This window comes from Cupriavidus basilensis, assembly GCF_008801925.2.
GTDB classification, from domain to species: Bacteria; Pseudomonadota; Gammaproteobacteria; order Burkholderiales; family Burkholderiaceae; genus Cupriavidus; species Cupriavidus basilensis.
Genome location: NZ_CP062804.1, coordinates 2,261,900 through 2,274,091 on the forward strand (window position 1 = coordinate 2,261,900; position 12,192 = coordinate 2,274,091).

A 12,192-nucleotide genomic window follows, 5' to 3' on the forward strand; every position below is an offset into this window, starting at 1 on the left:
CGCTTGCCTGGCTGGCGCCGAACCAGCGCCATCGTCCGATAGCGCTGGTTCGGGCAGCCGAATGCGATTTCTTTCGACGCCGCGTGATTAGCCGGCAGCCGCGCTCTTCAAACCATCCGACACGCCTTGTGCCGAGTCCTTGCACCACTGCTTGGCGCCGAGCGGGCTGCTTTCAATCCCTTGTTCCTTGCCGTCCGGCATCAGCACGTTGCCGCGCAGCCCGGCGGCCTCGCTGGCTTCGCCACCACTTGTATCTACCCCGGGGATGCCCGCGATCAGGCCGACCATCTTCCTGGCGTTCTTGACACTGTCGGCTTTCAGGAAGCCCTTTCCGACACAGTAGCTGGTGAGGCCAGCGACGTTGCGGGACATGTCATACATGCCCTTGAGCACGGCCGGGTCTGCTTGCGCGTGCGCCGGAGCGGCAAGCACGATCATGCTTGCGGCCATCAGGATGGCTGGCATCTTCTTGTTCATGGTTCTCTGCGTTTCCCGTCATTGGTGCCCGACTTCAATTAGCCGGCGTTGCCAAGTATACTGTCAGTCACATCAGGCTCCGTGACCTACCGTCAAAGCGGCCCCTTCAGGGCCCGCTTTCTTGTTGATCGGACTGACACCCCCCTCCTACCTTTTCCTCCTCTCTGCATGGCTCTTCGATTTCGTCCCATCCCCTGCGCTCTATCGGCCTTGCTTCTTTCCGCCGTCGCCGCCTCGCCCCATGCCCTGGCCAACGACTACGTCCTGGTCCCGATCACTGGCAGCGAGCAGGAGACCAGGGAGGTTTCGGCGCTGGAACCAGCCGTGGCCCGATTCGCCGGCCTGGCCTCCGGCTCCTACTATTGGGAGGACGGTCTGCTGGCCGAGCAACTGCTGACCGGCCTGGCATCGCGCCCGGACAGGCTCGAGCAGGCGCTGCCCGGTGGCCAGCGCCTGCTAGCGTCGCGCCGGGAGTTTTCCGACGGCGCCGAGCGCGCGGCCGCGCTGGTCGACGCGCGCGGCGACGTGCTGGCCGCGGCGCTGGTGCACCGGCAGTGCGGCAAGGAATCCGTCTGCCAGGACAGCCAGCACGCCGTGCTGTCGGTTTTCCTGCGGCCCGGCTTCGACCGCGCCCAGGCGCAGCCGCTGGTCGCGTGGAGCCAGGATGTGCCCAAGAACCTGATGCTTGGCAAGGGCGAGACGATCGCCACGGTGGAGACCATCACGCTGGATGCCGGCCACACGGGCGCCAGCCCGGTCCAGCGCCCCACGGGATTCCCGGCGCAGGTGCCGCTGTACCCGAGGGCGATCCTCTATCGCACCGGGCAGAATGCACTGAGCGACGCCCGGGCCAGGCGCGTGGTGCGGCTGCAGACCACCGATAGCATCGAGCAGGTACTGGCCTTCTACAAACGGTTGTCGCCGCCGATGAGGCAGCTGGAGACCGGCAAGAATGACAACAGCGGCTACGTGAGCGGCAAGCGCAAGGGCGTGGCGTTTTCCGTCGAGGCGCAGCGCAATGAACACTTCCCAAGCCTCACCAACGTGGAGGTGGAGATCGCCGACTGAGCGCGGCGAGGACGATATCGGCGCCGTTTCAGGCCGGTCGCCCGGCATTACCAAGTACACTTACGATCACATCAGGCTTCGCAGCCTCCCGTCAAAACGGACCCTCCCGGGCCCGTTTTCTTGTTTACCGGACTGACAATCCCTACCATTTCTCCTATCCGTATGGCTCTTCGATTTCGTCCCGCCTCCTGTGCAGCGCTGGCATTGCTGCTTTCCACCCTCGGCGCCGCGCCCCTTGCCCTGGCCGCGGATGCCGTCCTGGTCCTGGACAGCAGCCGCCAGCAGGAAACCCGGGAAGCCCCCGCGCTGGATCTCGCCATCACCCGGTTTGCCGGCAATGCGTCCGGTACTTACTACTGGGAGGACGGCCTGCTCGCCGAGCAGATCCTGTCGGGGCTGCAGTCGCGCGCCAACCGGGTCCAGCAGGAACTGCCCGATGGCCAGCGCGTGCTGTCGTCGCGCCGCCAGCTATCGCATGGCGCCGAGCGCGCGGCCGTGCTGGTAGACGAGCGCGGTGACGTGCTGGCTGCAGCGCTGGTGCACCGCGAATGCGGCAAGGATGGCTGCCAGGACGACCAGCACGGCCGGCTGTCCGTCTTCCTGCGGCCCGGCTTCGATCGTGCCAAGGCGCAACCGCTGGTTGCGTGGAGCCAGGACGTGCCCGAAGACCTGCAGACCGACTCCGGCGAGAAGATCACCAAGGTGGAGACCATCACGCTGGATGCCGCCAACACCACGGCCAAGCCGATCAAGCCCCCCAAGGGATTTTCGTCGCAAGTGCCGCTATACCCGCGGGCCATCGTTCACCGCACCGCGCAGGATGCGCTGAGCAACGCCAAGGCCAACCGTGTGCTGCGGTTGCAGACTACCGACAGCATCGAGCAGGTGCTGGCCTTCTACAAGCAACTGACGCCGCCGCTGCAGGATGCTGTGTCCGACCTGGATCGCAACACCGGCTTCATGGCGGGCAAGCGCAAGGGGGTGGCCTTTACCGTCAACCTGAAGCAAGACAAGCACTTCCCGACCATCACCAACATGGAGGTCGAGATCAGCGAATGATCCGGCTACGGGGCGGCGGGCGGCGGCAAGCGGTGGATTACATATCGTTGTCGCCCTCCATCTTGCCGATCGACGCCTTGATCCCGACAGCGGTGCGCAAGCCCTTGACGGAATACGTTTGCGCCTGCTCTTGGTCCTCCGGCTTGCGCATCCACAGCTGCGCGAACAGCCCGTCCTTGGGTGAATAGCCGCCAAACCAGTCGACCAGTCGTCCGATGTAGCACTGGCGCCCCACCCAGACGGGCATGTCTGCCACGATTTCAAAGGTGTAGTGGCCCGTGCCGTAGCTGTAGTAGGCACCACGGTCATCGCCCTTGACCGTGTCCGGAACCGGGCAAAGGGGCTTGTCCATGCTGCCGGCATCGCGTGCCACCTCGCTGCTTGCCTGCGCAAGCGCGCGTGTCAGGGCTGCATGCAGGGTGCTGTCCAGCGTCGCGACCGTGCCCTTCTCTTCGTCCTTCTGGACCTTGGGGATGGAGAGCTGGTAGCGGTAGTGCACGGCAAGCCTTGGCACCTCGCCAACCACCGTCAGCGGCCTCAGCAGGTGAACGTTGTCCACCCCGTAGTAGCTGTTCCAGTACGCTACATAGACGCGTCCGCGCAGGCGGACCCAGTCCGCCGCCTGGTTGGCGCCGCGTCCGTTGATCGAGTAAAGGTAGCCTCCTTCCTCGAACGCGTCGGCCCGGCCCGTCGAGCCATCGGCGCCTGCGAATTTTCCGCCCTCCCGCCGCAGCGCGCTCACGAAGGAAAACAGCCCGGTCCCACCGGAATAGGTGTCGATGATGAGATCACGCTGCCCGTCGCCGTCGATATCCATCAGCGTGTAGGAAGCGTTGCCGTTCTCCCCGCCGCCTTCGATGCCGGAGGCCAGCAAGGCGCGCCATTCGTCGCTGGTGACGCCCGGGGGGCGCGTCGCCGGGAAATGCGCGTCGTCGCCCGTCTGCTTGCCGTCTTTCACGTTGGCGAACGTCGTCACGCCCGTCTTGATGCGGATCGCATCGAGGGCCTTCTCAAGCGGGAATACCGGCTCGGTCTTGCGCATGGCTTCCACGGCTTGGCGCAGGTCCTCCAGCGCCTGCCGGTCCACGCTGTCCGGCTTGTAGGCGGCGGCTTCGCGCAGCTGCGCCTGCAATGCCGCAAGTCGCTCGTCATACTGCGCGTTGATACAGCTCTTGTCCGCGCCACACTGATCCCGGGTCTTCAGCCACGCAAGCTGGGCTTGCCGTAGCGCGGCACGCTGCCGGGCCTGGGCGCTGGCGAGCTTGCCATACACGGCAGAGAGCTTGCTGTCGAGCTTGCGCAGATCCTCATTGGCGCAGATCGCGATCTCCGTGCTGCTCGCCGCGCGCTCGCATTGCATGCCGGCCTGCGCCGCCTGTGCGGCAGGGACATACAGCGCCAACAAGGCGATCAGCGACGAGTAATTCCTGATTTTCACATTCACAACGCGCGTTCTCTTCTGAGTGGTTCCAGCCTGGGAAGGCAAGCAGGCACTGCCCCGTCAACAAGCGCATATGGAAGCGCAATATGCTTCTTTGTGCCGATGCGCACCGGCCGGTAGTCTAGCAAGTCCTTGTTCATGGCAAGCCTGCCGCTACCTGCTCCATGCCTCAAAGCTTCTCCACGCTGCCCGATGGCGCCATCCCGCTCCACGTGGCGGCACCGCAAACGCTTGCGGCCTTGCTGGAACAATTGCCGCCGGTGCAAGCACAGTGGGCACGCGCAACCGGCTTCGTCCCGTTGCCTGGCAAGATGCTGCTGCTGCCGGATGCCGAAGGCGCTCTGGCGGGCGTGATCGTTGGCGCCGATCCGGCCCAGCCATTGTGGCAACTGGCGGGCCTGCCGAAGCAGTTGCCACCAGGGCGCTATGCCATCACCGCCGCGCACAATGAACCGCCGCTGGCCGCGCTCGGCTGGGCTATCGGTGCCTTGCCGGCGAGCTGGGACGACACGGTGGACGACGCGGCGAATGGCGCCGAAGACCTCGCGCAACTGGTCGTGCCACAGGCCACGCAGCAAACCCTCCAGCCACTGGCCACAGCCATCGGCCTGGTACGCCGGCTGGTCAACACACCGGCCAACGTCCTCGGCCCCGCACGCTTGTCGGAAGAAGTCCGCGCACTGGCTCAGGCGCATGGCGCCGAGTTCCGGGAATGGATCGGCGACGCCCTGCCGGATGCGGGCTTCCCGCTGGTCCATGCCGTGGGCCGCGCGGCTGCCGAAGCGCCGCGCGTGGCCACGCTGCATTGGGGCGACCCGGCTGCGCCGCGCGTGGTGCTGATCGGCAAGGGCGTGTGCTTCGATTCAGGCGGGCTGGATATCAAGCCGGCGCAGGGCATGCGCTGGATGAAGAAAGACATGGGCGGCGCGGCCCACGCCATTGCGCTGGCGCAGCTGGTGATGCAGGCGCGCCTGCCCGTGCTGCTGACCTTGGTGGTGCCGGCCGTGGAAAACGCCGTCGGCGCCGGCGCGCTGCGCCCGGGCGATGTGCTCCGTGCGGCCAATGGCACGTCGGTGGAAATCGAAAACACCGATGCGGAGGGCCGGCTGGTGCTGGCCGATGCCCTGCTTCACGCGCTGGGCGAGCGCCAGGAGAGCGCCGCCATCGCCATCGACCTGGCCACGCTGACCGGCGCGGCCCGCGTCGCGCTTGGGCCGGAGCTGCCCGCGCTGTTCAGCAATGACGACGCCCTTGCCGCCGACCTGCTTGCGCAGGCCCGGCGGCTGGCCGATCCGCTGTGGCGCATGCCGCTGTGGCAGCCCTATCACACCATGCTGAAGTCGTCGTTCGCGGATACGCAGAATGCCGCCGCCGCGCCGCTGGCCGGCGCCATTACCGCCGCCCTGTTCCTGCAGCGCTTTATCCCGGACGGTACGCCCTGGCTGCACCTGGACCTGTTCGCCTGGAACCAGGAAGACCGCCCGGGCCGTCCGCGCGGCGGGGAGGCGCAGGGACTGCGCGCGCTCTTTGGCTTGCTGTCGCAGCGCTTTCCCGCGGTTGCCGGCGAGCCCATGCACTCCTGATTGCAAGACAACGACCGTAAGTGAGAACAACAGACATGATCCAACGACTGGCGCTGGCCGCCACCCTGGCCGCCGCATTGCTGGCCGCTCCCGCGCTGCATGCCGAAACCCTGCGCTGGGCGCGTTCGGCCGACGCCTCCACGCTGGACCCGCACGCGGTCAACAACGGGCCCAACCACAACCTGCTGCATCAGGTCTACGAGCCGCTGATCATCCGCACCGCCGATGGCAAGCTGCTGCCCACCCTGGCCACCTCGTGGCGGCGCACGGACGACCCCACGGTATGGGAGTTCCAGCTGCGCAAGGGCGTGAAGTTCCACGATGGCAGCGTGTTCACCGCCGACGATGCGGTGTTCTCTCTGTTGCGCGCCAAGTCGCCCACCTCGGACATGAAATCGCTGCTGGTCTCGATTACCGAGGTGACCAAGGTTTCGCCATTCGTCATCCGCATCAAGACCGCCGGCCCCAACCCGCTGCTGCCCGACAACCTGACCAATATCCAGATCCTGAGCGCGGCATGGTCCAGGTCGCACAACGTGGAGCAACCGCAGAACGCCTCGGCCAAGGAAGAGACCTACGCCACGCGCAATGTGAACGGCACCGGCCCGTACACGCTGGTGTCGCGCGAGCAGGACGTGCGCACGGTGCTCAAGCTCTTCCCGCAGTACTGGGGCCGCGGCCAGTTCCCGCTGGAGATCGACGAGCTGGTCTACCTGCCGATCAAGTCGCCCGCCACCCGCGTGGCCGCGCTGCTCTCCGGCGAGGTGGACTTCGTGCAGGACCTGCCAATCCAGGACACGGCGCGGCTGCGCGCCGACCCCAGGCTGCGGGTGAACCAGGCAGCGGAAAACCGCGTGATCTTCTTCGGCCTGAACGTGGGCAACGCGCCCTTGAAGTACTCGGACGTGAAAGACCGCAACCCGCTGGCCGACCGCCGCGTGCGCGAGGCGTTCCAGCTCGCCATCGATCGCAACGCCATCAAGACGGCCGTGATGCGCGGCCTGTCGGTGCCGACCAATATCATCGCGCCGCCGTTCGTGCATGGCTATGACAAGGCCTTCGACGTGGTCGGCAAGCCCGACGTGGCGCGCGCCAAGGCGCTGCTGGCGCAAGCCGGCTACCCCAACGGCTTTGGCATCACCCTGCATTGCACCAACGACCGCTACCTCAACGACGAGGCGATCTGCCAGGCCGCTGCCGGCTTCCTGGGCCGCATTGGCGTCAAGACCACGGTGGTCTCGCGCCCGCTGGCGATCCAGACCGCCGCCATCAACAACCTGGATACGGACTTCTACCTGTACGGCTGGGGCGTGCCGACCTACGACTCCGCCTACATCTTCGACTACCTGGTCCACACGCGCGGCAAGAATGCGCGCGGCGCCACCAATGCCACGCGCTACAGCAACCCGGAGCTGGATGCGAAGATCGTCTCGCTCTCAAGCGAGGGCGACCAGAAGCAGCGCGACGCCACCATCAAGAGTATCTGGGCCACGGTGCAGAACGAACTGGTCTACCTGCCGCTGCATGACCAGATCCAGACCTATGCCATGGCGCGCAAGTTCGACATCCCGGTGAACCCGTCGAACACGCCCTACTTCAAGCTGTTCAAGCTGGCGAAGTCGTGACAATGGGCGCGCGCTGATGCTGGTCCACCTTCTCCGCCGCCTCGGCCAGTCGCTGCTGGTGCTGCTGGCCGTGTCCTTTATCGCCTTCCTGGTGTTTCGCCATATCGGCGACCCCACGGTCAGCCTGCTGGGCGAGGATGCCTCGATCGAAGATCGCCAGGCACTGGTGGCCGAACTGGGCTTTGACCGGCCCGTGCCGGTGCAGTACGCGCGCTATCTCGGCAACGTGCTGCGCGGCCAGTTCGGCATCTCCTACCGGGTCAAGCGGCCGGTAACGCAAGTCATCCTGGAGCGCGCGCCTGCCACGCTGGAGCTGGCGCTGGTGGCGGCGGTGGTGGCCGTGCTGGGCGGCGTGGCGCTGGGCGTCTACACGGCGATACAGCGCGACGGCTGGGCCAGCCGCGTGCTGATGACGGTGTCGCTGGTCGGCGTCTCGCTGCCGACCTTCCTGATCGGCATCCTGCTGATCTACCTGTTTGCCGTGGAGCTGCGCTGGCTGCCCTCGTTCGGGCGCGGCGACACCGTAGCCTTGGGCGGGTGGAACACGGGCCTGCTCACGCGCTCAGGCTGGGCGTCGCTGGTGCTGCCAGTGGCCACGCTTGGCCTGTTCAAGCTGACACTCATCATGCGCCTGGTGCGTGCGGAAATGATGGAGGCGCTGCGCACCGACTACGTGCGCTTTGCCCGCGCGCGCGGCCTGCCCGAGCGGCGCATCCACTACGGCCACGCGCTGCGCAATACGCTGATCCCGGTGGTCACCATCACCGGGCTGCAGATCGGCTCGCTGATCGCCTTCGCCATCGTCACCGAGACGGTGTTCCAGTGGCCCGGCGTGGGGCTGCTGTTCATCTCGTCGATCCAGGCAGTGGACGTGCCGGTGATCGCGGCCTACCTGCTGATGATCGCGGTGCTGTACGTGTGCATCAACCTGGCGGTGGACCTGGTCTACCTGCTGGTTGACCCGCGCCTGCGCCGTGCCTGACCTCTCCATGACCTCAATGCAGAACGCCCCCGCTCCACCCGCCCCGGCCGCCCCGGCGCAAGCCCGCTGGCGCAATGCCGAGTCTCCCGTGGTGCGGGCGCTGGCGCGCTCGCGCACCACGCAATGTGCCGTGCTGCTGCTGGCGCTGCTGGTGCTCGCCGCCCTGTTCGCGCCCTGGCTGGCGCGGCAAAACCCCTTCGATCCCGCCGGGCTGGAACTGCTCGACGCCTTCACGCCACCTTGGGGGCATGGCGCGTCCGGCGCCTTCTATCCGCTTGGCAGCGACGACCAGGGGCGCGACATTTTCTCCGCCATCCTCTACGGCTTGCGCATGTCCTTGCTGGTGGGCGCGGCGGCGGTGGCGCTGTCGCTGGCCATCGGCGTCACGCTTGGCCTGGTGGCCGGCTATGCCGGCGGCTGGTTCGACACCGTGGTGATGCGCCTTGCCGATGTCCAGCTCACCTTTCCGGTGCTGCTGGTGGCGCTGCTGATCTTTGGCATCGCGCGCGGCATCCTGCCCGCTGGCTACCGCGACGAGATGGCCCTCTACGTGATCGTGACCGCCATCGGCCTGTCGGAGTGGGTGCAATACGCGCGCACCGTGCGCGGCGCGGTGATGGTGGAGAAGCACAAGGATTACGTGCTGGCGGCCCGCATCATCGGGCGCTCGCGCACGGCCATCCTGCTGCGCCATATCCTGCCCAACCTGCTGGCGCCGGTACTGGTGATCGGCACCATCAGCTTTGCGCTGGCGGTGGTGGCGGAGTCCACGCTGTCCTATCTGGGCGTGGGCCTGCCGCCCACCCAGCCCTCGCTGGGCACGCTGATCCGCATTGGCCAGGGTTTCCTGTTCTCCGGCGAGTGGTGGATCCTGCTGTTCCCCGCGCTGGTGCTGCTGGCGCTGGCGCTCTCGGTCAACCTCGCGGGCGACTGGCTGCGCGACGCACTCAACCCCAAGCTCCAATGACCAAGATGCCTGTGAACCTGCCCGTCCTGAGCGTGCGCGGCCTGTCCGTGGCGTTCGACACCTATCGTGGCACGGTGAACGTGCTCGACGACGTGTCCTTCGACATCGCCCCCGGCGAGATCCTGGGTGTGGTGGGCGAATCCGGCGCGGGCAAATCGATGGCGGGCAATGCCGTCACCGGCCTGATCGAGCCGCCCGGGCGCATCAGCGCCGGCAGCGTGACGCTGCGCGGAGAACGCATCGATACCTTGCGCGGCGAAGACATGCGCCGCATTCGCGGCAAGCACATCGGCATGGTGTTCCAGGACCCGCTGACCAGCCTCAACCCGGTCTGCACCATCGGCCGGCATCTCACCGAAACCATCCGCACACACCTGCCGCTATCGCCAGCGCAGGCACGCCAGCGCGCGCTGGCATGGCTCGCGGACGTGGAAATCCCCGACCCCGCCACGCGCTTCAACCAATACCCGCACCAGTTCTCCGGCGGCATGCGCCAGCGCGTGGCCATTGCGCTGGCGCTGTGCGGCGAGCCCGAACTGCTGATTGCCGACGAGCCGACCACCGCGCTCGATGTGGTTGTGCAGGCGCAGGTGATCCAAATGCTGCGCCGCGTCTGCCGCGAGCGCGGCACCGCCGCCATGCTGATCACCCACGACATGGGCGTGATCGCCGAGGCCGCCGACCGCGTCCTGGTGATGTATCAAGGCCGCGTGCTGGAGACCGGGGCGGTGCGCGACATCCTCGACCGCCCCCGCGCGGCATACACGCGCACGCTGATGGCCGCCATTCCCTCCGTGCACCAGCGGCTGCACCGCCTGCCGGTGCCGGACGAAGGCGCCGTGGCGCCGCTGCCGGCACCGGCATCCCGCCCCGAGGCCGGCCAAGACGCCGCGCCACTGGTGCAGGTGCAGGGCCTGTCGCGCGACTTCGATCTCTCCGCCGGCTGGCTGCTGCGCACCCTCGCGCGCCAGCCGCGCAAGGTGCTGCACGCGGTGCGCGACGTCAGCTTCGCCATCCCGCGCGGCACCACCTTCGGGCTGGTGGGCGAATCCGGCTCGGGCAAGTCCACCGTGGCGCGCATGATTGCCGGCCTGACCCGGCCCGGCGCGGGACGCATCGTGATCGACGGCGTGGACCGCTGGGCGGACCGCCAGGCTGCGGCCACCCTGCCCGGGCGCTTCCAGATGATCTTCCAGGACCCGTACGCCAGCCTCAACCCGCGCTGGCGCATCGACCGCATCATTGCCGAGCCGCTGCAAGCGCTGGGGCTGAGCAATAGCACGGAAGACACCGCGGAACGCGTGGCGCAGGCACTGCGCCGCGTGCGCATGTCGCCGGACGCCGGCCGGCGCTATCCGCACCAGTTCTCCGGCGGCCAGCGCCAGCGCATCGCCATCGCCCGCGCCCTGGTCAGCCACCCCGCCTTCCTGATCTGCGACGAGCCCACGTCATCGCTGGACGTCTCGGTGCAAGCCCAGGTACTCAACCTGATGCGCGACCTGCAGGACGAATTCGGCCTGACCTACCTGCTGATCAGCCACAACCTGGCGGTGATCCGCCAGCTATGCGACCAGGTGGGCGTGATGCAGCGCGGGCAATTGGTTGAAATCGGGCCAGCGGATGCGGTCTTTGCCGCACCCCGGCATGGCTATACGCGCACGCTGATGGCCGCGGTGCCGGATGTGGGGCGGGTACGAGGGTTGCCGGTGGTGGCAGTGGCTTAGTGATGGCGCGCCTGGTGAGTGGCGCTCGTCGGCGAAGGAACGCAAGCATGATGCAAGAGAACCATGGCAGGACGCGCAAATGGCACGGGCGTGCGGGCACGGCCGCCGGCGCTGCGGGGCTCTATCTGTCGCTGGGGACGGAACTGGCGTGGATACAGCTCGGGGGTGTCTTCCTGACCACCCTGGGGATTCACTTCTGGGTGATGTCCCGCCAGCAATGATGTCCCGCCAGCGGGATTGAGCGATCACCGGGGAACCCCGGCGATCGTCATGGCGCAATGGCCTTCAGTGTGCCGAACGCTTAGCCAACAAATGCCTTTTCAAGCACAAAATGGCCCGGCTCGCTCATATTGCCTTCCGTGAAGTGCTGCTCGGTCAGCATCGCGCGGATGTCCTTGAGCATGTCCGGGCTGCCGCACAGCATGATGCGGTCGTTCTCGAGCGAGAACGGCTCCACGCCCAGGCGCTCGAACAGCTCGCCGTTGGCAATCAGGTCGGTGATGCGGCCCTGGTTGTCGAACTCTTCGCGGGTCACGGTGGGGAAATAGACCAGCTTTTCGCGGATCAGCTCGCCCAGGTGTTCGTGCTGCGGCAGGTGTTCCTGGATCAGCTCGCGGTAGGCCAGTTCCTCGACGAAGCGGCAGGTGTGGGTCAGCACGACCTTGTCATAGCGCTCGTACACGTCCGGGTCGCGGATGATCGACAGGAACGGGGCCAGGCCGGTGCCGGTGGCCAGCAGCCACAGGGTCTTGCCCGGCAGCAGGTTGTCGACCAGCAGCGTGCCGGTGGGCTTCTTGCCGACGAAGATCTGGTCGCCTTCCTTCAGGTGCTGCAGGCGCGACGTCAGGGGGCCGTCCGGCACCTTGATGCTGAAGAACTCCAGCGTTTCCTCGTAGTTGGCACTGGCGATGCTGTAGGCACGCAGAAGCGGACGACCGTTCACTTCCAGGCCAACCATTGCGAACTGGCCGTTTTCGAAACGGAAGCCGGGGTCGCGGGTGCAGGTGAAGCTGAAGAGCGTGTCGGTCCAGTGGTGGACGGAGAGGATGGCTTGCTGGTTGAGATTGCTCATGAATAAGGCGCTGTATGCGCTGGATGGCGCCGGCGTCGATGGCCTGTTGTGGCCTGATACCAAAGGCTTGGCGGTAGCTTGCCGGTTGCGTTCAACAAGGCGGGCCCCGGTCCGAAGGCTGGAAGGCGCGCCGATCAAGGTGAGAAGATAGCGGATTTTAGAAGAAAACGCAGGGCGCGTCCCGATTCATGCAG

General features: G+C 66.8%; 11 protein-coding genes. 8 read left to right on the plus strand and 3 right to left on the minus strand.

Annotation, left to right across the window (positions count from 1 at the left end; all coding sequences use genetic code 11):
• Positions 1–87 precede the first annotated feature (87 nt).
• The gene (locus F7R26_RS31005) at positions 88–477 is read right to left on the minus strand and encodes a hypothetical protein (RefSeq protein WP_206702535.1); all 390 of its coding nucleotides are present in this window, start codon (positions 475–477) and stop codon (positions 88–90) included.
• A 210-nt stretch (positions 478–687) separates the two neighbouring features.
• On the opposite strand from F7R26_RS31005, the gene F7R26_RS31010 reads away from it, so the two are divergent.
• Together F7R26_RS31010 and F7R26_RS31015 are read left to right on the plus strand one after the other, a co-directional pair.
• Positions 688–1,545 carry a hypothetical protein gene (locus F7R26_RS31010; RefSeq protein WP_150986158.1) on the plus strand — a complete coding sequence of 286 codons (858 nt, stop codon included), beginning with the start codon at positions 688–690 and terminating at the stop codon, positions 1,543–1,545.
• A 204-nt stretch (positions 1,546–1,749) separates the two neighbouring features.
• On the plus strand, positions 1,750–2,604 hold the full coding sequence (locus tag F7R26_RS31015) for a hypothetical protein (protein WP_150986157.1): 855 nt from the start codon (positions 1,750–1,752) through the stop codon (positions 2,602–2,604).
• Positions 2,605–2,641: 37 nt separating this feature from the next.
• Here F7R26_RS31015 and F7R26_RS31020 read toward each other — a convergent pair whose 3' ends face one another.
• Complete coding sequence (locus tag F7R26_RS31020; RefSeq protein ID WP_241754596.1) at positions 2,642–4,048, minus strand: lysozyme inhibitor LprI family protein; 1,407 nt, start codon at positions 4,046–4,048, stop codon at positions 2,642–2,644.
• Positions 4,049–4,209: 161 nt separating this feature from the next.
• On the opposite strand from F7R26_RS31020, the gene F7R26_RS31025 reads away from it, so the two are divergent.
• Genes F7R26_RS31025 through F7R26_RS31050 form a run of 6 tightly spaced genes read left to right on the plus strand, consistent with a single transcriptional unit; the run spans position 4,210 to position 11,147 of the window.
• Positions 4,210–5,628 carry a leucyl aminopeptidase family protein gene (locus tag F7R26_RS31025; RefSeq protein ID WP_150986156.1) on the plus strand — a complete coding sequence of 473 codons (1,419 nt, stop codon included), beginning with the start codon at positions 4,210–4,212 and terminating at the stop codon, positions 5,626–5,628.
• 35 nt (positions 5,629–5,663) lie between these two features.
• Entirely contained in the window at positions 5,664–7,253 is a 1,590-nt protein-coding gene (locus tag F7R26_RS31030; protein WP_150986155.1) for an ABC transporter substrate-binding protein, read from the plus strand.
• A gap of 16 nt (positions 7,254–7,269) precedes the next feature.
• A complete protein-coding gene (locus F7R26_RS31035; protein ID WP_150986154.1) occupies positions 7,270–8,235 on the plus strand; it encodes an ABC transporter permease in 966 nt (321 codons plus the stop codon).
• Positions 8,236–8,251: 16 nt separating this feature from the next.
• The gene (locus tag F7R26_RS31040) at positions 8,252–9,202 is read left to right on the plus strand and encodes an ABC transporter permease (RefSeq protein WP_150986207.1); all 951 of its coding nucleotides are present in this window, start codon (positions 8,252–8,254) and stop codon (positions 9,200–9,202) included.
• Entirely contained in the window at positions 9,199–10,926 is a 1,728-nt protein-coding gene (locus F7R26_RS31045) for a dipeptide ABC transporter ATP-binding protein (protein ID WP_150986153.1), read from the plus strand. The genes F7R26_RS31040 and F7R26_RS31045 overlap by 4 nt, the downstream gene beginning before the upstream one ends.
• Positions 10,927–10,973: 47 nt before the next feature.
• Positions 10,974–11,147, plus strand: coding sequence for a hypothetical protein (locus F7R26_RS31050; protein WP_170301874.1), 174 nt, complete (start codon positions 10,974–10,976; stop codon positions 11,145–11,147).
• 80 nt (positions 11,148–11,227) lie between these two features.
• Here F7R26_RS31050 and F7R26_RS31055 read toward each other — a convergent pair whose 3' ends face one another.
• On the minus strand, positions 11,228–11,998 hold the full coding sequence (locus tag F7R26_RS31055) for a ferredoxin--NADP reductase (protein WP_150986152.1): 771 nt from the start codon (positions 11,996–11,998) through the stop codon (positions 11,228–11,230).
• Between the last annotated feature and the right edge of the window lie 194 nt (positions 11,999–12,192).